The organism is Xylophilus rhododendri (genome assembly GCF_009906855.1).
Taxonomy (GTDB): Bacteria; Pseudomonadota; Gammaproteobacteria; order Burkholderiales; family Burkholderiaceae_C; genus Xylophilus; species Xylophilus rhododendri.
The window spans coordinates 2,034,376-2,054,714 of record NZ_CP047650.1 but is presented as its reverse complement, the minus strand read 5'-3'; the positions used below and the strand labels follow the sequence as shown (position 1 = coordinate 2,054,714).

The 20,339-nt window shown below is 68.3% G+C and carries 26 protein-coding genes; 20 read left to right on the top strand and 6 right to left on the bottom strand.

Annotated elements, in window-relative coordinates:
- The first annotated feature begins 10 nt into the window (after window positions 1–10).
- The 17 genes from GT347_RS09475 (at window position 11) to tatC (ending at window position 11,786) form a co-directional block, all read left to right on the top strand.
- Window positions 11–259, top strand: a complete 249-nt coding sequence (locus tag GT347_RS09475) for a BolA family protein (protein WP_160551717.1) — start codon at window positions 11–13, stop codon at window positions 257–259.
- Complete coding sequence (gene murA, locus GT347_RS09470) at window positions 259–1,542, top strand: UDP-N-acetylglucosamine 1-carboxyvinyltransferase (RefSeq protein WP_160551716.1); 1,284 nt, start codon at window positions 259–261, stop codon at window positions 1,540–1,542. Before GT347_RS09475 ends, murA begins: the two co-directional genes overlap by 1 nt.
- Window positions 1,539–2,195 carry an ATP phosphoribosyltransferase gene (gene hisG / locus GT347_RS09465; RefSeq protein ID WP_160551715.1) on the top strand — a complete coding sequence of 219 codons (657 nt, stop codon included), beginning with the start codon at window positions 1,539–1,541 and terminating at the stop codon, window positions 2,193–2,195. The genes murA and hisG overlap by 4 nt, the downstream gene beginning before the upstream one ends.
- 8 nt (window positions 2,196–2,203) lie before the next feature.
- Window positions 2,204–3,523, top strand: a complete 1,320-nt coding sequence (gene hisD, locus GT347_RS09460) for a histidinol dehydrogenase (RefSeq protein WP_160551714.1) — start codon at window positions 2,204–2,206, stop codon at window positions 3,521–3,523.
- Entirely contained in the window at window positions 3,520–4,656 is a 1,137-nt protein-coding gene (locus GT347_RS09455; RefSeq protein ID WP_160551713.1) for a pyridoxal phosphate-dependent aminotransferase, read from the top strand. Before hisD ends, GT347_RS09455 begins: the two co-directional genes overlap by 4 nt.
- Window positions 4,653–5,273, top strand: coding sequence for an imidazoleglycerol-phosphate dehydratase HisB (hisB, locus tag GT347_RS09450; RefSeq protein WP_160551712.1), 621 nt, complete (start codon window positions 4,653–4,655; stop codon window positions 5,271–5,273). The genes GT347_RS09455 and hisB overlap by 4 nt, the downstream gene beginning before the upstream one ends.
- Window positions 5,274–5,325: 52 nt before the next feature.
- Window positions 5,326–5,994 (top strand): imidazole glycerol phosphate synthase subunit HisH, encoded by a 669-nt coding sequence (hisH, locus tag GT347_RS09445; protein ID WP_160551711.1) that lies wholly within the window; start codon window positions 5,326–5,328, stop codon window positions 5,992–5,994.
- Between the two features lie 48 nt (window positions 5,995–6,042).
- A complete protein-coding gene (hisA, locus tag GT347_RS09440) occupies window positions 6,043–6,783 on the top strand; it encodes a 1-(5-phosphoribosyl)-5-[(5-phosphoribosylamino)methylideneamino]imidazole-4-carboxamide isomerase (RefSeq protein ID WP_160551710.1) in 741 nt (246 codons plus the stop codon).
- An 11-nt stretch (window positions 6,784–6,794) separates the two neighbouring features.
- Window positions 6,795–7,643 carry a D-hexose-6-phosphate mutarotase gene (locus GT347_RS09435; RefSeq protein WP_160551709.1) on the top strand — a complete coding sequence of 283 codons (849 nt, stop codon included), beginning with the start codon at window positions 6,795–6,797 and terminating at the stop codon, window positions 7,641–7,643.
- Between the two features lie 29 nt (window positions 7,644–7,672).
- Window positions 7,673–8,452 (top strand): imidazole glycerol phosphate synthase subunit HisF, encoded by a 780-nt coding sequence (gene hisF / locus GT347_RS09430; RefSeq protein ID WP_160551708.1) that lies wholly within the window; start codon window positions 7,673–7,675, stop codon window positions 8,450–8,452.
- Window positions 8,453–8,599: 147 nt separating this feature from the next.
- Complete coding sequence (hisI, locus tag GT347_RS09425) at window positions 8,600–8,989, top strand: phosphoribosyl-AMP cyclohydrolase (RefSeq protein ID WP_160551707.1); 390 nt, start codon at window positions 8,600–8,602, stop codon at window positions 8,987–8,989.
- Window positions 8,986–9,381, top strand: a complete 396-nt coding sequence (locus tag GT347_RS09420) for a phosphoribosyl-ATP diphosphatase (RefSeq protein ID WP_160551706.1) — start codon at window positions 8,986–8,988, stop codon at window positions 9,379–9,381. Before hisI ends, GT347_RS09420 begins: the two co-directional genes overlap by 4 nt.
- Window positions 9,382–9,385: 4 nt before the next feature.
- Window positions 9,386–9,751 (top strand): DUF4870 family protein, encoded by a 366-nt coding sequence (locus GT347_RS09415; protein ID WP_160551705.1) that lies wholly within the window; start codon window positions 9,386–9,388, stop codon window positions 9,749–9,751.
- Window positions 9,752–9,756: 5 nt separating this feature from the next.
- Window positions 9,757–10,131: a histidine triad nucleotide-binding protein gene (locus GT347_RS09410; protein ID WP_160551704.1), complete on the top strand. Its 375-nt coding sequence runs from the start codon at window positions 9,757–9,759 to the stop codon at window positions 10,129–10,131.
- A 58-nt stretch (window positions 10,132–10,189) separates the two neighbouring features.
- A complete protein-coding gene (tatA, locus tag GT347_RS09405) occupies window positions 10,190–10,438 on the top strand; it encodes a Sec-independent protein translocase subunit TatA (protein WP_160551703.1) in 249 nt (82 codons plus the stop codon).
- A 34-nt stretch (window positions 10,439–10,472) separates the two neighbouring features.
- Complete coding sequence (gene tatB / locus GT347_RS09400; protein ID WP_160551702.1) at window positions 10,473–10,934, top strand: Sec-independent protein translocase protein TatB; 462 nt, start codon at window positions 10,473–10,475, stop codon at window positions 10,932–10,934.
- Window positions 10,935–10,985: 51 nt separating this feature from the next.
- Window positions 10,986–11,786, top strand: a complete 801-nt coding sequence (tatC, locus tag GT347_RS09395) for a twin-arginine translocase subunit TatC (protein WP_160551701.1) — start codon at window positions 10,986–10,988, stop codon at window positions 11,784–11,786.
- Between the two features lie 56 nt (window positions 11,787–11,842).
- Here tatC and GT347_RS09390 read toward each other — a convergent pair whose 3' ends face one another.
- The 6 genes from GT347_RS09390 to GT347_RS09365 form a co-directional block, all read right to left on the bottom strand.
- The gene (locus GT347_RS09390; protein WP_160551700.1) at window positions 11,843–12,574 is read right to left on the bottom strand and encodes an ABC transporter ATP-binding protein; all 732 of its coding nucleotides are present in this window, start codon (window positions 12,572–12,574) and stop codon (window positions 11,843–11,845) included.
- Window positions 12,571–13,356, bottom strand: coding sequence for an ABC transporter ATP-binding protein (locus GT347_RS09385; protein ID WP_160551699.1), 786 nt, complete (start codon window positions 13,354–13,356; stop codon window positions 12,571–12,573). Before GT347_RS09385 ends, GT347_RS09390 begins: the two co-directional genes overlap by 4 nt.
- The gene (locus GT347_RS09380) at window positions 13,353–14,216 is read right to left on the bottom strand and encodes a branched-chain amino acid ABC transporter permease (RefSeq protein WP_160551698.1); all 864 of its coding nucleotides are present in this window, start codon (window positions 14,214–14,216) and stop codon (window positions 13,353–13,355) included. Before GT347_RS09380 ends, GT347_RS09385 begins: the two co-directional genes overlap by 4 nt.
- A 3-nt stretch (window positions 14,217–14,219) precedes the next feature.
- A complete protein-coding gene (locus GT347_RS09375) occupies window positions 14,220–15,101 on the bottom strand; it encodes a branched-chain amino acid ABC transporter permease (RefSeq protein ID WP_160551697.1) in 882 nt (293 codons plus the stop codon).
- Between the two features lie 109 nt (window positions 15,102–15,210).
- Window positions 15,211–16,338, bottom strand: a complete 1,128-nt coding sequence (locus GT347_RS09370) for an ABC transporter substrate-binding protein (protein ID WP_160555285.1) — start codon at window positions 16,336–16,338, stop codon at window positions 15,211–15,213.
- Window positions 16,339–16,529: 191 nt separating this feature from the next.
- Entirely contained in the window at window positions 16,530–17,702 is a 1,173-nt protein-coding gene (locus GT347_RS09365; protein WP_160551696.1) for a S1C family serine protease, read from the bottom strand.
- A gap of 96 nt (window positions 17,703–17,798) precedes the next feature.
- On the opposite strand from GT347_RS09365, the gene GT347_RS09360 reads away from it, so the two are divergent.
- The 3 genes from GT347_RS09360 (at window position 17,799) to petA (ending at window position 20,331) form a co-directional block, all read left to right on the top strand.
- On the top strand, window positions 17,799–18,578 hold the full coding sequence (locus tag GT347_RS09360; protein WP_160551695.1) for a Nif3-like dinuclear metal center hexameric protein: 780 nt from the start codon (window positions 17,799–17,801) through the stop codon (window positions 18,576–18,578).
- Window positions 18,575–19,609: a 4-hydroxythreonine-4-phosphate dehydrogenase PdxA gene (gene pdxA / locus GT347_RS09355; RefSeq protein ID WP_160551694.1), complete on the top strand. Its 1,035-nt coding sequence runs from the start codon at window positions 18,575–18,577 to the stop codon at window positions 19,607–19,609. Before GT347_RS09360 ends, pdxA begins: the two co-directional genes overlap by 4 nt.
- 104 nt (window positions 19,610–19,713) lie before the next feature.
- Window positions 19,714–20,331: a ubiquinol-cytochrome c reductase iron-sulfur subunit gene (gene petA / locus GT347_RS09350; protein ID WP_160551693.1), complete on the top strand. Its 618-nt coding sequence runs from the start codon at window positions 19,714–19,716 to the stop codon at window positions 20,329–20,331.
- Window positions 20,332–20,339: the final 8 nt, after the last annotated feature.

Genomic DNA, 20,339 nt, shown 5'->3' with positions numbered 1-20,339 from the left:
AAATTCCAACATGACCGCCGAAGAACTGCGTTCGATCATTTCCGCCGGCCTGCCCTGCGAACACCTCGCCGTCGAAGGCGACGGTGCGCACTGGTACGCCACCATCGTCTCCGAGGGCTTCGCCGGCCTGCGGCCGATCCAGCGCCACCAGCGCGTCTATGCCACGCTCGGCGAACGCATCCAGACCAACGAGGTGCACGCCCTGTCGATGAAGACCTTCACGCCCGCCGAATGGCTGGCCCAGGGCGGAGACGCATGATGGACAAGCTCCTGATCCGCGGCGGCCGCATGCTCCAGGGCGAGCTGACCGTGTCCGGCGCCAAGAACGCCGCCCTGCCCGAACTCTGCGCCGCCCTGCTGACCGAAGATCCGGTGGTGCTGCACAACGTGCCGCGCCTGCAGGATGTCTCCACCATGCTCAAGCTGGTGCGCAACATGGGCGTGTCGGCCGAGCGGGAGGAGGGCGGCTCCACCGTGCGGCTGAACGCCGGTTCGCTCGACAAGCCCGAAGCCCCCTACGACCTGGTCAAGACCATGCGGGCCTCGGTGCTGGCCCTGGGCCCGCTGCTGGCGCGCTTCGGCCGCGCCACCGTCTCGCTGCCCGGCGGCTGCGCCATCGGCTCGCGGCCGGTGGACCAGCACATCAAGGGCCTGCAGGCCATGGGCGCCGAGATCAAGGTCGAGCACGGCTACATGATCGCCACCCTGCCCGAAGGCCGCACCCGGCTGCAGGGCGCGCGCATCAGCACCGACATGGTCACCGTCACCGGCACCGAGAACTTCCTGATGGCCGCCGCGCTGGCCGAAGGCGAGACGGTGCTGGAGAACGCCGCCCAGGAGCCCGAGATCGGCGACCTGGCCGAAATGCTCATCAAGATGGGCGCGAAGATCCAGGGCCACGGCACCAGCCACATCACCATCCAGGGCGTGGAAAAACTCCACGGCTGCGAACACACCGTGGTGGCCGACCGCATTGAGGCCGGCACCTTTTTGTGCGCCGTCTCGGCCACCGGCGGCGACGTGCTGCTGCGCCAGGCCCGGGCCGACCATCTCGAAGCCGTGATCGACAAGCTGCGCGACGCGGGTGTCGATGTGGTGGCCGAAGAGGGCGGCGTGCGAGTGCGCTCGGCCGGCCCGGCCCATGGCCGCCTGAATGCCCAGAGCTTCAGCACCACCGAGTACCCGGGTTTCCCGACCGACATGCAGGCACAGTTCATGGCGCTCAACGCCGTGTCGCAGGGCGCCTCGATGGCAACCGAGACCATCTTCGAGAACCGCTTCATGCATGTGAACGAGCTGGTGCGCCTGGGTGCGGACATCCGCATCGAAGGCCGTGTCGCCATGGTCGAGGGCGTGAAGCAGCTCTCCGGCGCCACCGTGATGGCGACCGACCTGCGCGCCTCTGCCAGCCTGGTCATCGCCGGCCTGGTGGCCGAGGGCGAGACGGTGGTCGACCGCATCTACCACCTGGACCGCGGCTACGACCGCATGGAAGAAAAGCTGCGCGCCATCGGCGCCGACATCGAAAGGCTCGTGCCGTGATCACACTTGCCTTGTCCAAGGGCCGCATCTTCGAGGAGACCCTGCCGCTGCTGGCCGCCGCCGGCATCGAAGTGCTGGAGGACCCGGAAAAGTCGCGCAAGCTGATCCTGCCGACCAGCCGCCCCGAAGTGCGGGTGGTGCTGGTGCGCGCCAGCGACGTGCCGACCTATGTCGAATACGGCGGCGCCGACCTGGGCGTGACCGGCCTGGACACCCTGCTCGAACACAATATGGAGCACCCCGGCGGTGCCTCCCTGGTGCAGCCGCTGGACCTGCGCATCGCCAAATGCCGCGTCAGTGTCGCCGTGCGCAGCGACTTCGACTACGCCCATGCCGTGCGCCAGGGCAGCCGCCTGAAGGTGGCCACCAAGTACGTCGGCATCGCCCGGGAATTCTTCGCCACCAAGGGTGTGCACGTGGACCTGATCAAGCTCTACGGCAGCATGGAGCTGGCGCCGCTGACGGGCCTGGCCGATGCCATCGTCGACCTGGTCTCCACCGGCAACACCCTGAAGGCCAACCATCTCGTCGAGGTGGAACGCATCATGGACATCAGCTCCCGCCTGGTCGTCAACCCGGCCGCACTCAAGCTCAAGCGCGAACCCATCCGCCAGATCATCGACGCCTTCGCGTCCGCCATCCGTCCCGACTGAAGAAAGCCATGGAACTCCTCGCCCGACCTGCCCGCCTGTCCTGTGCCGACGCCGATTTCGAGCGCGCATTCAAGGCACGGCTGCATTGGTCGGCCGATACCGATGCGGCGATCGAGCAGCGGGTGGCCGACATCCTGGCCGACGTGCAGTCGCGCGGCGATGCGGCGGTGCTCGAATACACCGCGCGTTTCGACGGCCTGCAGGCGGCCAGCCTCGCCGAACTGGAGATCACCCAGGACGAACTGAAGGCCGCCTTCGACTCTTTGCCCGAAGTGCAGCGCCACGCCCTGCAGACGGCCGCCGCCCGGGTGCGCAGCTACCACGAAGCGCAGAAAAAGGCCTCCGGCGAGAGCTGGAGCTACCGCGATGCCGACGGCTCCCTGCTGGGCCAGAAGGTCACGCCGCTGGACCGGGTCGGCATCTATGTGCCGGGCGGCAAGGCGGCCTATCCCTCCTCGGTGCTGATGAACGCCGTGCCGGCCCATGTGGCGGGCGTGCGCGAAATCATCATGGTCGTGCCCACGCCCAAGGGCGAACGCAACGCCCTGGTGCTGGCCGCTGCCCATGTGGCCGGCGTCAGCCGCGCCTTCACCATCGGCGGCGCGCAGGCCGTGGCGGCCCTGGCCTACGGCACGGCGACGGTGCCGGCGGTGGACAAGATCACCGGCCCCGGCAATGCCTACGTGGCCGCGGCCAAGCGCCGGGTGTTCGGCACGGTGGGCATCGACATGATCGCCGGCCCCAGCGAGATCCTGGTGCTGGCCGACGGCAGCACGCCGCCCGACTGGGTGGCCATGGACCTGTTCAGTCAGGCCGAGCACGACGAGCTGGCGCAAAGCATCCTGCTTTGCCCCGACGCCGCCTACATCGAGGCCGTGCAGCAAGCCATCGACCGCCTGCTGCCCGAGATGCCGCGCGCAGAGATCATCGCCAGGAGCCTCAACGGCCGTGGCGCGCTGATCCTCACCCGCAGCATGGAAGAGGCCTGCGAGATCAGCAACCGTATCGCCCCGGAACACCTGGAGATCTCCAGCAATGACCCGCACCGCTGGGAGCCGCTGCTGCGCCACGCCGGTGCCATCTTCCTGGGTGCCTTCACCAGCGAAAGCCTGGGCGACTACTGCGCCGGCCCCAACCACGTGCTGCCGACCAGCGGCACCGCGCGTTTCTCCAGCCCGCTGGGCGTGTACGACTTCCAGAAGCGCAGCAGCATCATCGAAGTCAGCGAGCAGGGCGCCCAGTCGCTGGGCGGCATCGCCGCCACGCTGGCCTATGGCGAAGGCCTGCAGGCCCATGCCCGCGCGGCCGAGATGCGGCTGAAGCCATGACGGCCGCGCTGGCACGCATCCGGCGCGACGTCCAGGGACTGCACGCCTATGCGGTGCAGGACTCGACGGGGCTGGTCAAGCTCGATGCCATGGAGAACCCGCACGGGCTGCCGGCCGCGCTGCAAGCCGAGCTGGGAGCCCGACTGGGCGCCGTCGCGCTCAACCGCTATCCCGGCGACCGCGTGGCCGACCTGCGCGCCGCGCTCACCGCCTACGCGGCGCCGCCGGCCGGCTGGTCGCTGATGCTGGGCAACGGCTCGGACGAACTGATCTCGCTGGTCACCCTGGCCTGCGCGATCCCGCCGTCCGAGACAGCGAACGGCCAGTTGCCCGCCGTACTCGCGCCCGAACCCGGCTTCGTCATGTACGCCTTCAGCGCGAAGCTGCTGGGCCTGCGTTTCGTCGGCGTGCCGCTGCGGCCGGACGACTTCCAGCTCGACGCCGACGCCATGTGCGCCGCCATCGCGAAGGAAAAACCCGCCATCGTCCACCTGGCCTGGCCCAACAACCCCACTGCCGGCCTGTGGGACGAAGCCGCGATGCGCCGGGTGATCGCCGCCGTGGCCGAGCATGGCGGCATCGCGGTGATCGACGAGGCCTACCAGCCCTTCGCCGGTCGCAGCTGGATCGACAGCATCCGCGCCGAGCCGCAGGCCCACGAACACGTGCTGCTGCTGCGCACCCTCAGCAAGTTCGGCCTGGCCGGCGTGCGCATCGGTTACCTCATGGGCCCGGCCGCACTCGTCGCCGAGATCGACAAGCTACGCCCGCCCTACAACATCAGCACCCTCAACGCCGAATGCGCGCTCTTCGCCCTGGAGCATGCGGACGTGTTCGCGGCCCAGGCGGCCGAGGTGATCGCCGAACGCACCCGGCTGCTCGCCGCGCTGCGCGCCCTGCCGGGCGTGACGGCCTGGGACAGCGACGCCAACATGGTGCTGCTGCGCCTGGCGCCGGACGACGCCGGCGCCCTGCGCGCCTTCCAGGCGCTGCGCAGCGCCGGGGTGCTGGTCAAGAACGTTTCTACAATGCACGCTTCGCTCACCGGCTGCCTGCGCCTGACCGTCGGCACGGCCGACGAGAACACGCAGCTGATCGCCGCGCTCAGCGCCTGCCTGCATAAAACCCCATGACCACCGCCCTTTCCGTATCCGCCAGCGCCGACCGCACCGCCGAGGTCAGCCGCAACACCGCCGAGACCCGCATCACCGTGCGCATCAACCTCGACGGCAGCGGCAAGGCCCAGCTCGCCACCGGCATCGGCTTCTTCGACCACATGCTCGACCAGATCGCCCGCCACGGGCTGATCGACCTCGACATCGATTGCCAGGGCGACCTGCACATCGACGGCCACCACACGGTGGAAGACGTAGGCATCACCCTCGGCCAGGCCTTCGCCGTGGCGGTGGGCGACAAACGCGGCATCCGCCGCTACGGCCATGCCTACGTGCCGCTGGACGAGGCCCTGTCGCGGGTGGTGGTCGATTTCTCCGGCCGCCCGGGCCTGCATATGGACGTGAAGTTCAGCAGCGGCATGGTCGGCGCCTTCGACACCCAGCTCACCTGGGAATTCTTCCAGGGCTTCGTCAACCACGCCGGCGTCACCCTGCACATCGACAACCTGAAGGGCGTCAACGCGCACCACCAGGCCGAGACCATCTTCAAGGCCTTCGCCCGCGCCCTGCGCGCGGCGCTGGAGCGCGATCCGCGCGCCGCCGGCGTCATTCCGTCCACCAAGGGTTCGCTCTGAACCGACTTCAAGGAAAGGCCGCTGGCGCGTATCTTGCCGGTGGCCAGGTGACATGACTTCATCCAAGACCGTCGCCGTGGTCGATTACGGCATGGGCAACCTGCGCTCGGTGTCGCAGGCGGTGCAGCACGCCGCTCTGGGCACCGGCTGGAACGTCGTGGTGACGGCCGAGCCCGAAACCGTGCGCGCCGCCGACCGCGTGGTGCTGCCCGGCCAGGGCGCCATGCCCGATTGCATGCGTGAGCTGGCCGATTCCGGCCTGCGTGCCTCGGTGTTGGAAGCCGCAGCGCAGAAGCCGCTGTTCGGCGTCTGCGTGGGCATGCAGATGCTGCTCGATCGCAGCGCCGAAGGCCCGACCGACGGCCTGGCGCTGATCCCCGGCGAGGTCGTCAAGTTCGACCTGGCCGGCCGGCTGCAGCCCGACGGCAGCCGCTTCAAGGTGCCGCAGATGGGCTGGAACCAGGTGTTCCAGATGCCTTTCGGCGACGCCGCGCGGCATCCCGTCTGGGCCGGCGTGCCCGATGGCGCCTGGTTCTATTTCGTGCACAGCTTCTACGCCCGCCCCGCCGAGAGCCGCTACAGCGCGGGCGAGGCGGACTACGGCGCACGCTTTACCGCAGCCGTTGCACGCGATAACATTTTTGCGACCCAATTCCACCCGGAGAAGAGCGCCGATCATGGCCTGGCGCTCTACCGCAACTTCCTCTCCTGGAACCCCTGACCGGGGGCCTTCCTCCAGTCTCCCCTTCCATCTGCTGCAGACGGCACCATGCTTCTCATCCCCGCCATCGATCTCAAAGACGGTCACTGCGTGCGCCTCAAGCAAGGCGACATGGACCAATCCACCACCTTCGGCGAAGACCCGGCCGCCATGGCGCGCAAATGGGTGGAGGCCGGCGCACGCCGCCTGCACCTGGTGGATCTGAACGGCGCCTTCGCCGGCAAGCCGCAGAACGCGGCCGCCATCCGTTCCATCCTGCGTGAGGTGGGCTCGGAGATCCCGGTGCAGCTCGGCGGCGGCATCCGCGACCTGGACACCATCGAGAAATACATCGACGCCGGCCTGCGCTACGTGATCATCGGCACCGCCGCAGTGAAGAACCCGGGTTTCCTGAAGGACGCCTGCAGCGCCTTCGGCGGCCACATCATCGTGGGCCTGGACGCCAAGGACGGCAAGGTCGCCACCGACGGCTGGAGCAAGCTCACCGGCCACGAGGTCGTGGACATCGCCAAGAAGTTCGAGGACTGGGGCGTGGAATCCATCATCTACACCGACATCGGCCGCGACGGCATGCTCTCGGGCATCAACATCGACGCCACCGTCAAGCTGGCGCAGGCGCTGACGATCCCGGTGATCGCCTCGGGCGGCCTGTCGAACATGCAGGACATCGAGCAGCTCTGCGCGGTGGAGTCCGAAGGCGTCGAAGGCGTGATCTGCGGCCGGGCGATCTACTCGGGCGACCTCGATTTTTCCGCGGCGCAGGTTCGCGCCGACGAACTGGCGGTCTGAGACCGGCGAACATGGCGTCCAGCAACATCACCTTCCACGGCCAGCCCGCCATCGAGCTGAGCCTGCCCGAGGGCGACCGCGCCATCGTGGCGCTGCACGGCGCGCAGGTGCTGTCCTGGACACCGGCCGGCGGACCCGAGCGGCTCTATCTCAGCCCCGAAGCCCTGTTCGACGGCCAGGCCGCGATCCGCGGCGGCGTGCCGGTGTGCTGGCCGCAGTTCAACGAACGCGGCCCACTGCCCAAGCACGGCTTCGTGCGCAACCTGGCCTGGAGCCCGGTGCCCGAGGCCGGCGACGACCATACCGTGGTGCTGGCCCTGCGCGACAGCGAAGCCACCCGCGCGATGTGGCCGCATGCCTTCAATGCCCGCATCGAGGTGGGCCTGGCGCCGCAGTCGCTCACCATCGGCCTGATGGTGGAGAACACCGGCCGCGAGGCCTTCGCGTTCACCATGGCGCTGCACACTTATCTGCGCATCGACGACATCGATGCGGTGCGCCTGCACGGCCTGGGCGGCCTGCCTTACTGGGACGCCGTCACCGACACCCATCCCGCGCCGCTGCCATCCGGCGCCGCGCTGGCCATCCAGGGCCAGACCGACCGTGTCTACGAAGCCGCGCCCGCGCCGCTGACCCTGGCCGACGGCCTGGGCCGGCTGTCCATCGCGCAGGACCCGGTCTACGCCCAGACCACCGTCTGGAACCCCGGCGCCGAACTCTGCGCCAAGCTCGCCCAGATGCCGGCCGACGGCTACCGCCAGATGCTGTGCGTGGAGGCCGCCGTGGTCGACACGCCGGTGCGCGTGGCGCCCGGCGAGGTCTGGGCCGGCGCCCAGAAGCTTTCCGTCGTCCCGGCCTGAACGGCCGAACGGCCCCTGAACCTTTTCCCATGCTCGCCAAACGCATCATTCCCTGCCTCGACGTCACCGGAGGGCGCGTCGTCAAGGGCGTCAATTTCCTGGAACTGCGCGATGCCGGCGACCCGGTGGAAATCGCCGCCCGCTACAACCTGCAGGGCGCCGACGAGCTGACCTTCCTCGACATCACCGCCACCAGCGACGGCCGCGACCTGATCCTGCCGATCATCGAGGCGGTCGCCTCGCAGGTCTTCATCCCCTTGACCGTCGGTGGCGGCGTGCGCACCGTGGACGACGTGCGCCGCCTGCTCAACGCCGGCGCCGACAAGACCAGCTTCAACTCCGCCGCCATCGCCAATCCGCAGGTGATCGAGGATGCCTCGGCCCGCTACGGGGCCCAGTGCATCGTGGTGGCCATCGACGCCAAGCGCCGCAGCGGCGAGGACGAGATCGCGCGCGGCCCCGGCTGGGACGTCTACAGCCACGGCGGCCGCAAGAACACCGGCATGGACGCCGTCGCCTGGGCCACCGAGATGGCGCGCCGCGGCGCTGGCGAGATCCTGCTGACCAGCATGGACCGCGACGGCACCAAGATCGGTTTCGATCTGGCGCTGACCCGCGCCGTCAGCGACGCGGTGCCGGTGCCGGTGATCGCCTCCGGCGGCGTCGGCAACCTGGAACACCTGGCCGACGGCGTGCAGCAGGGCGGCGCCGACGCGGTGCTGGCGGCCAGCATCTTCCACTACGGCCAGCACACCGTGGGCGAGGCCAAGACGGCCATGGCCGCGCGGGGCATCCCGATCCGGCTCTGAGCAAACCGCCGCTGGGAGGCACAGCGAAGCTAGGCCGACTGCCTCAGGGCCGTGGTGGCGAGGCTATGCCGAGCAGCCCGGCGCCCCCGGTAGGGGGTTGGCGGCCACACGAAGTGGGCAAGCCTGGGGGCGAGCCATAATCATTAAATGAATTGGTTAGACGAAGTCAAATGGGATGCGCAGGGCCTGGTCCCCGTCATCGCGCAGGAGCAGGGCAGCAACGACGTGCTGATGTTCGCCTGGATGAACCGCGAGGCGCTGGAAAAGACCGCCGAGCTGGGCCGGGGCGTCTACTACAGCCGCTCGCGCCAGCGCCTGTGGTTCAAGGGCGAGGAATCCGGCCATGTGCAGCAGGTGCACGAGATCCGGCTCGACTGCGACAACGACGTGGTGCTGCTCAAGGTCACGCAACTCGGCCACGAGCCCGGCATCGCCTGCCACACCGGCCGCCACAGCTGCTTTTTCAGCGTGCTGAAGGACGGCGCCTGGACACCGGTCGATCCGGTGCTGAAAGACCCGGAATCCATCTACTCATGAGCACGACGCAAGACAACGCACCCCAGGCCGAAGTCCTGGCCCGGCTGGCCCAGATCATCGAAAGCCGCCTGCCCGCGCGCGGCGGCGATCCGGACAGCAGCTACGTCGCCCGCCTGCTGCACAAGGGCCCGGACGCCTTCCTGAAGAAGATCGGCGAGGAAGCCACCGAGGTGGTGCTGGCCGCCAAGGATGCCGACCACGGCGGCGACCGCAGCAAGGTCGTCTACGAGGTGGCCGACCTGTGGTTCCACTGCATGGTGGCGCTGGCCCACTACGGCCTGACGCCGGCCGACGTGATCCAGGAACTGGCGCGCCGCGAAGGCACCAGCGGCATCGAGGAAAAATCCCTGCGCAAGGCCGTGGCCCGCGAGGCCGCGGAAGGCGCACGTTAAAGCCATGGCCGAAACCACCACCGACGACAGCCTGGCCACCTTCGGCTGGGTCAGCTACGTCCTGCACCTGATCGTGGCCGTGGCCGCGGTGGTGCCGGGCGCGCAGGCTTCGATCACGCTGCTGCTGATCGCCCTGGTGATCGACCTGGTCAAGCGCGGCGACGCCGCCGGCACCTGGCAGGAATCGCACTACCGCTGGCGCCTGCGCTCGGTGCTGTGGTGCGGCGCGCTCTACCTGCTCACTTCGTGGCTGTGGCTGCTGTTCTTCATCCCCGGCTGGATCGCCTGGACGCTGATCTCGCTGTGGTTCCTCTACCGCATCCTGCTCGGCATGGTCCGCATGAACCGCCGCCAGGCCATGGACGTCTGAAAAAAATGAGCGCCACCCTTGCACGCCACGATCCGGACTGCATCTTCTGCAAGATCATCGCCGGCCAGATTCCGTCGAAGAAGGTCTACGAGGACGAGGAACTCTTCGCCTTCCACGACATCCATCCGGCCGCGCCGGTGCATTTCATGATCGTGCCCAAGGCGCACATCCCTTCGCTGGCCCAGGCCACCGAGGCGGATGGCGCGCTGCTCGGCCGCATCATGCTGCTGGCGCCGAAACTGGCGCTGGAGCAGGGCTGCAACCCCTATCCCGAAGGTGGTTTCCGGGTCATGGTGAACACCGGCGCCGAGGGCGGCCAGGAGGTGCACCACCTGCATGTGCATGTCATGGGCGGTAAACGGCCCTGGTCGCGTGGCTAATTCGGTTTTGAGGGCCTTTTGGCGGGCCTAGAATCGCAGACATCGTTAGGAGATATCCATGGGTTCTTTTTCCATTTGGCACTGGCTGATCGTGCTGCTGATCGTGGTGATGGTGTTCGGCACCAAGAAGCTCAAGAACATGGGCTCGGACCTCGGCGGCGCCGTCAAGGGCTTCAAGGACGGCATGAAGGACGGCTCGGCCGATCCGGCATCGCCCGCGGTCCCGCCGTCCTCGGCGCATGTGGCGCACACGCCCGCGGCGGCCGACAAGGCGCCGATCGACGTCGAAACCAAGACCCGTTCTTGAGCCCGCGCGGCGCAGCTGAAGGCGAACGCGCACCGTGATCGACATCGGTCTTTCCAAGATGGCGCTGATCGGCGCGGTGGCGCTGATCGTCATCGGGCCGGAGAAGCTGCCGCGCGTGGCGCGCACCGTGGGCACGCTGCTGGGCAAGGCCCAGCGTTATGTCAACGACGTCAAGTCCGAGGTCAACCGTTCCATGGAGCTCGACGAGCTCCGCAAGATGAAGGACACGGTCGAGTCCGCCGCGCGCGACGTGCACCAGTCGGTGCAGACACACGCCAGCGAGTTCCAGAGTTCCTGGGACAGCGGCCAGGACAGCGCCAACAGCATCGCGCCGCCCAGCACCCATGTGGAGCCGGTGCCGCCGCAATACCGGCATCCGGGCAAGAACTGGCGCGTCAAGCGCGGTGCCACGCCGCAGTGGTACAAGGCGCGCGCCGGCGTGCGCGGCAAAGTCCTGTCGGGCGCCGCACGCGTGGCCCGTTACCGGCCCAAATAATCCAACCGAGAACAGGCGCGCCGTCACCCGTACGTGCGTTGCCGGAGCCCCATGCCTGATCCCTCCCGCGAAGACGAACTCGCCGGCACCGAACAGCCCTTCGTAGAGCATTTGATGGAGCTGCGCGACCGGCTGGTGAAGGCGCTGATCGCGGTCGCCATCGCCGGCGGGGTGCTCTTCTTCTATCCCGGCCCGGGCGCGCTCTACGACCTGCTGGCCGCGCCGCTGATCGCCCACCTGCCCGCCGGCGCCACGCTGATCGCCACCTCGGTGATCTCGCCTTTCATGGTGCCGCTGAAGATCCTGATGATGGCGGCCTTCGTGATCGCGCTGCCGGTGGTGCTCTACCAGGTCTGGGCCTTCGTGGCGCCGGGCCTGTACCTGCACGAGAAAAAGCTGGTGCTGCCGCTGGTGGTGTCGTCGAGCCTGCTGTTCTTCATCGGCATGTCGTTTTGCTACTTCTTCGTGTTCGGCAAGGTCTTCGCCTTCATCCAGAGCTTCGCGCCCAAGAGCATCACGCCGGCGCCAGACATCGAGGAATACCTCAGCTTCGTGCTGACCATGTTCATGGCCTTCGGCATCGCCTTCGAGGTGCCGGTGGTGGTGGTGGTGCTGGCGCGCATGGGCCTGGTAAGCATCGACAAGCTCAAGTCCTTCCGCGGCTACTTCGTGGTCGGCGCCTTCGTGGTGGCCGCCGTGGTGACGCCGCCGGACGTGGTGTCGCAGCTCTCGCTGGCGGTGCCCATGTGCATCCTGTACGAGCTGGGCATCATCGCGGCGCGCATCTTCATCCGGCAGACCAAGGCGCCGGAAGATGAGAAAGAGACGACGCCGGCCGATACGGCGGGCTGAAAACAAAAAGGGCGGTCGCAGTGTCCGCCCTTTTTTTATGCCCGCCAACGCGGGGCTCAGCCGCCCAGGTAGGCGTCCTGCACCTTGGGATTGCCCAGCAGCGCGGCGCCCGAGTCGGCCAGCACGATCTTGCCGGTCTCGATGACGTAGCCCCGGTCGGCGATCTTCAGCGCCTGGCGCACGTTCTGCTCCACCAGGAAGATGGTCAGGCCGCCCTGGTTGATGGTGCGCAGGGTGCGGAAGATGTCCTGCACGATGATGGGCGCCAGGCCCATCGAGGGTTCGTCCAGCAGCAGCACCCGCGGGCGTGCCATCAGCGCGCGGCCGATGGCCAGCATCTGCTGCTCGCCGCCCGACAGATTGCCCGCCAGGCCCGCGCGGCGCTCGGCCAGGCGCGGGAACAGGCCGTAGACATAGTCCAGGTCCTGGGCACGCTCGGCGCGGTTGCGGCGGGTGTAGGCGCCCAGCTCCAGGTTCTCGTGCACCGTCAGCGTGGTCAGCGTGGCGCGGCCCTCGGCCACCTGCACCAGGCCGCCGCCGACGATGCGGTGCGGCGCCAGCGAGCCGATGTCCTGGCCGTCGAAGACGATCCTGCCGGCCGCCTTCTTCACCAGGCCCGACAGGGCCAGCAGCGTGGTCGACTTGCCGGCGCCGTTGGCGCCGACCAGGGTGGTGATCCGGCCTTCCTGCAGCGCGAAATCGATGCCCTTCACAGCCTCGATATGGCCGTAGGAGACCTTCAGGCCCTCGACCGAGAGAATGGTCTTGTTCGTCACGGCGTCGTTCATGCTGCGGCCTCCGGCTCGTCGTCCTCGCGGCCCAGATAGGCCTCGATCACCTGGGGATCGTTGCGGATCTGGTCCGCGTCGCCCTGGGCGATGATGCGGCCGAAGTTCAGCACTGCGATCTCCTGGCACAGGCCCATCACGAAACGCATGTCGTGCTCGATCATGAAGATGGTGTAGCCGCGTGCGCTGATCTGCTCGATCTCGCGCATCAGGTCGGTCTTCTCGTTGGCGTTCATGCCGGCGACCGGCTCGTCGAGCAGCAGCAGGCGGGGCTCGGTGGCCAGCGCACGCGCCAGTTCGAGCTTGCGTTGCTCGCCGTAGGAGAGGTTGTCGGCGGTGTCCTCGGCCTTGTGGTCGAGCTTCATCCAGGACAGCAGCTCGCGCGCGCGTTCGCGGGCGCGTTTTTCCTCGCTGCGGAACAGGCCGGAAGTCGCCAGCAGGCCCCAGTTACCGTAGCGCAGCTGGGCATGCATGCCCACCATCACGTTCTCCAGCAGGCTCATCTCCTTGAAGAGGCGGATGTTCTGGAAGGTGCGGGCGATGCCGCCGCGGGTGATCTCGTAGGGCTTCTGGCCGGCCAGGTCGCGGCCGTCGAAGCTGATGGTGCCCGAGGTGGGCGGCAAGAGGCCGGTGATCAGGTTGAACACGGTGGTCTTGCCGGCGCCGTTGGGTCCGATCAGGCCGAAGATGCCGCCTTGCGGGATCTTCAGGTTCACGTCCTGCAGCACCTTCAGGCCGCCGAAGTGGCGGGAGATGTTCTTGAGTTCGAGGTTCGCGCTCATGCGGCTTTCCCTCCCCGTCCGAACCACTGGCGGATGCGCGCCGGATCCCACAGCCCCTTGGGCAGGAACAGCACGATCAGCACCAGGATCAGGCCGTTGACCATCAGGCGGAAGTCCGAGAAGCCGCGCAGCAGCTCCGGCAGCAGCGTGAGGATGGTGCTGCCCAGCACGGGGCCGGCCAGGCTGTTGATGCCGCCGAGGATGGCCATGGTCAGGATGTCCACGCCGCGGTCGAAGCCGTACTCGTTCGGGCCGATGAAGAAGGTCAGATGCGCGTTGAGCGTGCCCGCCAGGCCGGCGATGGAAGCCCCCAGCACGAAGGCCAGCATCTTGTGCGCCCCCACGTCGATGCCCATCAGGCCGGCGGCGGTCTCGTCTTCCTTGATCGCCTCGAAGGCCCGGCCCACCCGCGAATGGCGCAGGCGCCACAGCACGGCCAGCACCGCGACCAGCGCCGCCACCACATGCCACCACTGGGTGGACTGCGGGATGCCGTTCAGGCCCAGCGCACCGCCGGTGATCGACTCGGTGTTCAGCACCACGATGCGCACCACCTCGCCGAAGGCGAGCGTCGCCATCGCCAGGTACACACCCGACAGGCGCAGCGTGGGTTTGCCGATCAGGAAGGCGACCACCGCGGGCGCGACCATGCCGGCCAGGATGGAGACCAGGAAGGGCGTGTCGTAGTTCATGGTCAGCAAGGCGGCCGTGTAGGCGCCTATGCCCATGAAGGCGGCATTGGCCATGGCCAGCATGCCGCAGGAGAGCGTCAGGTAGATCGAGAGCGCGAGCAGGGCGTTGATGCCCAGGCCCAGCACCAGGTTGCTGTAGACCGCCCAGAAGTTGTCGAACCAGGCCATCGCTCAGACCTTCCGTTCTTGCAGCGTGCCGAACAGGCCCTTGGGGCGTACCAGCAGGACCAGGAACAGCAGGCCGAAGGCCACCGCATCGCGCATGTTCGAGCCGATATAGGCCACCGACAGCACCTCGGCGAAGCCCAGGAACAGCCCGCCCAGCATCGCGCCGCGGATGTCGCCCATGCCGCCCAGGATGATCACCGCGATGCCCTTGTGCAGCATCGGCTGGCCCATCAGCGGGAAGAGCGCGTTGGAATACAGGCCGATCAGCACGCCGGCCACGCCGCCGAGGCCGGCGGCGACGAAGGAGGTCAGCAGGAACAGTCCCTCGACGTTGATGCCCACCAAGTAGGCCGCCTTGGGCGATTCGGCGATCGCGCGCAGTGCGCGGCCGAGCTGGGTGCGCTTGAGCGTGACCATCAGCACGGCCATCAGCACGAAGGACAGCAGGATGATGCCCAGCTCCAGGGCCGTCAGGTGCAGCCCGCCCAGGTCCATCGAATCGGTGGAGACGATGCCGGCCGGAAAACGCAGGTTCTCCGCGCCGAAGAGGCCCTGCACGCCGTTGTTCAGCACGATGGCCACGCCGATGCTGGCGATCATCGGGATCAGGTGGGGCGCGTTGCGCTTTCTGAGCGGCCGCAGCACCAGCACGTCGATCAGCACGCCGAGCACGCCGCAGACCAGGAAGGAGAAGGCCAGGCCCGCCCACAGCGGCAGGTGCAGGTGGGTGATGGCCTCGACGGCGGCATACGCGCCGACCATGAAGACCGCCCCATGCGAGAGGTTGATGACGCCGAGGACGCCGAAGATGAGGGTGAAGCCGAGCGCGAAGAGCGCATACACGCACCCCAGCGACAAGGCATTGATTAACTGCTGTTCCAGCACGATGGAAATCCTGCGGTAGCGCCGCCGTTCGCGGCGCCAGATAAGGCAAGAGCCAGAAATGCAAAAGGACGGCGCCGTCAGGAGCCGTCCATTCGCTGCGAGAAGTCTCTTATTTTTCGATCGCGAACTTGCCGCCGCGGGTCACGCTGACGATGGCTTGTTGCTTGGCGTCGTAGCCGGCGGGTTTGCCGGCGCGATCCTTGGCCTGGGTGAATTCGAAGGTGCCGGTGGCACCCGTCCACTTGGCCGAGGGGAGGGCGTCGCGCAGCGCGGCACGGTCGGCCGGCACGGAGCCCGACAGCTTGACCTTTTTGAGGCCCTGGGCTGCGATGTAGAGAGCGTCGTAGGCCTGCGCGGCGAACTGGTCGGGCGCGGCCTTGAACTTGGCGGTGTAGGCGACGATGAACTTGCGGTTCTGATCGGTCTGGTTCTCGATCGACCAGGGGCTGCCCACCCACAGGCCTTCGGCCTTTTCCTTGGCCAGGTCGAAGATCTTGACCGAGTTCATGCCGTTGCCGCCGATGATGGGCACGTTCAGGCCGATCTGGCGGGCCTGCACCATGATGGGCGCGCCTTCGGCGATCAGCGCCGACAGCACGATGGCGTCGGGGTTGGTGGCCTTGATCTTGGTGAGCTGGGCCTTGAAGTCGACGTCGCCCTTGGCGAAGGTCTCGGTGGTGGTGACCGGGATCTTCAGGTCTTCCAGCGCCTTCTTGAAGTTGTCGTAGCCGCTCTTGGTGAAGACGTCGTCGTTGCCGTAGAGCACGGCGACCTTCTTCAGGCCGGTCTTGGCGGCGGTGATCTTCAGCGTCTCGGGCAGCACGTCGGCCTCGGTCACCGAGTTGCGGAACACGAAGTTGCCGATGGAAGTGATGCCGTCGGCGGTGTTGGAGGTGCCGAAGGCCACGGTCTTGGAGGCCTGGGCGATCGGGTCGGCCGCCTGGGCCGAGTTCGACAGGGTGGGGCCGAACACCATCAGGACCTGGTCCTGGAAGATCAGCTTCTTGAAGACGTTGATCGCCTCTTCCTTGTTGCCGCGCTCGTCCTCGATCACCAGGGCGACCTTGTTGCCGTTGATGCCGCCGGCGGCATTGATCTCGTCGGCCGCCAGCTGGAAGCCGTTGCGGATGGCGATGCCGTACTGGGCGGCGCCGCCGGACAGGGCTTCGGCGACACCGATCTTGATGTCGGCGGCTTGGGCGGCCGGTGCCAGGCTCACCAGGCCGACGCTTGCCATCAGGGCGTAAAGGGCACGGCGCTGGAGGGAAATCGAGGTCATGGGATGTCTTCCTTGGAGAGAGTCGCGGCAAAAGCGAACCGCGGATTCTATCCGGCGCGTATGCGCGTACACCCCGGGCCTGTCCCAATGACAGGCCGTTGCGCTGCGTTATTGGCCCCGGATGCGCTGCAAAACCGGGGTTCTGGCGTTTATTCCTCTGGCTGCTGGCGCTGCAGCTGGCCGCGCTGGCGCGCCGGGCGCACGGCGGGCGTGACCGACAGGTCCAGCGTGTTGTCGCCCCGCATCAGGCCGAAGGCGGCCGGCGTGCCAGGCCGCAAGGCGGCGACCGAGGAAAGCAGTTCGGCCACGTTGGCGATCGGCTTCTCGCCCACCTTCACGATCACGTCGCCCGGCCGCACGCCGGCCGCCGCCGCCGGGCCGCCCTGCAGCACGCCGGTGATGATCACGCCCTGGGAGGCCTTCACGCCGAAGGTCTGCGCCACTTCCGGCGAGAGCTCGCCCGGCTCCACGCCGATCCAGCCGTAGGTGACCCGGCCGTCGCGCACGATGCTCTCCAGCACGCGTTTGGCGGTGGAGACGGGGATGGCGAAGCCGATGCCCATGCTGCCGCCCGAGCGCGAGAAGATGGCGGTGTTGATGCCCAGCAGGTTGCCGTGCACATCCACCAGCGCGCCGCCCGAGTTGCCCGGGTTGATGGCCGCGTCCGTCTGGATGAAGTTCTCGAAGGTGTTGATGCCCAGCTGGTTGCGGCCCAGCGCGCTGACGATGCCGCTGGTGACGGTCTGGCCGACGCCGAAGGGGTTGCCGATGGCCAGTACCCGGTCGCCCACGTCGATGCGGTCGGAGTCGCCCAGCACGATGATGGGCAGCTTGTCGAGGTCGATCTTGACGATGGCCAGGTCGGTCTCCGGATCGGTGCCGATCAGCTTGGCGCGCGCCTGGCGGCTGTCGGCCAGCAGCACCTCGATCTCGTCGGCGCCCTCGACCACATGGTTGTTGGTGAGGATGTAGCCGTCCGGGCTGACGATCACGCCGCTGCCCAGGCCGGCCTGCTGCTGTTGCGGCGACTGGCCCTGGTCGCCGAAGAAGAACTTGAACCAGGGGTCGTCCATGCGCGGATTGCGCACCGCGGCCTTGCTGGTGGTGATGCTGACTACGGCCGGCGCCGCCTTCTTGGCCGCGCCGGACAGGCTGCCGGGCTCCGGCGCCGACAGCGGCGTGGTGGGCGCTTCGAGCAGCGAAACCACGCCGCCGCCGAACTGCGGCCGCCCCAGCCACTGCGGATGGAGCGTGCCCACCACGAAATAGGCCGCGAGCAGGATGGTGACGGTTTGCGCGAACAGCAGCCAGGTGCGTTTCATGAAGTCGGGTGGGCGTTGGCCGTGGCGGTGGAAAAAGGCAATCGGCGATTGTCCGCGAAACGGGGAGTACCGGGACGCTCGGAGACAATCCCCGCCATGCAAGCCCACGACCCCCTTCCCAGCGGCCGTACCGCCGGCCGCGACGCGCTGCTGCGGCGCTTCGACGCCCTGCTGTCACCCGCCCGCTTCAAGGACTACGGCCCCAACGGCCTGCAGGTGGAGGGGCGCGCGGAGATCGGCCACATCGTCTCGGGCGTGACGGCCAGCCGGGCGCTGATCGAGGCGGCGATCGACGCCCGGGCGGACGCGGTCTTCGTGCACCACGGCCTGTTCTGGCGCGGCCACGACGGCCGGGTCACCGGCTGGCTCAAGCAGCGGCTGGCGCTGCTGCTGGCGCACGACATCAGCCTCTTCGCCTACCACCTGCCGCTGGATGGGCATTCGGAGTTCGGCAACAACGCCCAGCTGGGCGCCCGCCTGGGCTGGGTGGCCGACGGGCATTTCGGCGAGCAGGACCTGGGCAGCATCGGCGATACGCACTTCGAGGACGCATCAGCGCTGGCCCGCCATGTGGAGCGGGTGGTGGAGCGGCCGGTGACGCTGGTCGATCCTGTCCGCGGGCCGATCCGCCGCGTCGCCTGGTGCACCGGCGGCGCGCAGGGCTTTTTCGAGGCCGCCATCGCCGCCGGGGCGGACGCCTTCGTCACCGGCGAGATCTCCGAACCGCAGGCCCACTACGCCCGCGAACTGGGCGTGGCCTTCATCGCCTGCGGCCACCATGCCAGCGAGCGCTACGGCGCACCCGCCGTGGCCGGCCATGTGGCGGCGGAGCTGGGGCTGCGCCATACCTTCATCGATATCGACAACCCCGCATGAAATCCGCCCATCCCTTGCCCATCGCCGTGACGGCCGGCGACCCCGCCGGCATCGGCCCCGAGATCGTCGCCCGGCTGTTCCGCGACCATGCCGAGGAGATGCGCGGCTGCTTCGCCGTGGGCGATCCCGACGTGCTGCGCCGCGCCGCCGCCTGCTGGGGCACGCCCGGCCTGCCGGTGGCGCTGCTGGAATCGGCGGCAGAAGCCTGGGATGTGCCGCCGCGCTGCCTGCCGGTGCTGCCGGTGGTGCGGGCGCAGGGGCCGGTCGCCTGGGGTGAGATCTCCGCCGAGGCCGGGCGCCAGGCGGCCGAGGCCGTGACCTGGGCCGCCCGCGCGGCGCTGCGCGGCGAGATCGCCGCCCTGGTCACCGCGCCGCTGCACAAGGAGGCGCTGTCGGCGGCCGGCGTGGATTTCCCGGGCCATACCGAACTGCTGCAGGCCGAGGCGGCCGCCCACCTGGGACGCGGCATCGCCGAGGTGCCGGTGCGCATGATGCTGGCCAACGAGGAGCTGCGCACCGTGCTGGTCAGCATCCACATGTCGCTGCGGCGGGCGCTGGACGCGGTCGATTTCGACAACGTGCTGCAGACGCTGCGCATCAGCCACGCCTCCCTGTCGCGCATGCTGGGCCGGCCCGCCCGGCTGGCGGTGGCCGGGCTCAATCCCCATGCGGGGGAGGGCGGCCTGTTCGGCCGGGAGGAGATCGACACCATCGCCCCGGCCATCGCCGCCGCGAAGGCCGAGGGCATCCAGGCGTCCGGCCCCTATCCGCCCGACACCATCTTCATGCGCGCCCGCGCCCAACACGGCCAGCCTGGGGGCTTCGACGCGGTCGTGGCGATGTACCACGACCAGGGCCTGATCCCCGTCAAGTACCTGGGCATCGAGCAGGGCGTGAACGTCACCCTGGGCTTGCCGCTGGTGCGCACCAGCCCCGACCACGGCACGGCCTTCGACCTGGCCGGCAGCGGCCGCGCCGACGCCTCCAGCCTGCTCGCCGCAGTGCGTCTGGCACGCCTGCTGGCCGCCTGAAAAGCCGCGCCGTATAAGGGCTACCACGCGGTCTGCGAGCGTTGCTGCGCACCTACAATCTTCGGCTGACTCCCCCCATAAGCGATGAACATTCGAGGAAATCCATGAGTGCATCAGTGGTCGACAGCAAACAGATCGACAGCGGCAAACGGGTTTGGCTCATCGCATCGGGTTGTGCGGGCGCAATAGGCGGCGTGGCCACCGCCGTGCCCTTCGTCAGCACCTTCCAGCCCTCGGAAAAGGCCAAGGCCGCCGGTGCGGCGGTGGAGGTGGACATCGCCGGCCTGAAGGAAGGCGAGAAGATCACCGTCGAATGGCGCGGCAAGCCGGTCTGGATCGTCAAGCGCTCGGCCGCCGAAGTGGCCGACCTGGCCAAGCACGACGGCCAGCTCGCCGATCCGCAATCCAAGCGCAATCCGGACGAGTTCACCCCCGAATACGCCCGCAACGAACACCGCTCGATCAAGCCGGAGATCCTGGTGGTGGTCGGCATCTGCACGCACCTCGGCTGCTCGCCCACCGACAAGTTCCAGGCCGGCCCGCAGCCCTCGCTGCCCGGCGACTGGCCGGGCGGCTGGCTCTGCCCCTGCCACGGCTCCACCTTCGACCTGGCCGGCCGCGTCTTCAAGAACAAACCCGCACCCGACAACCTGCCCATCCCGCCGCATGTCTACCTGAGCGACACGCGGCTGCTGATCGGCGAAGACAAAAAAGACGCCTGAGGGGCCCG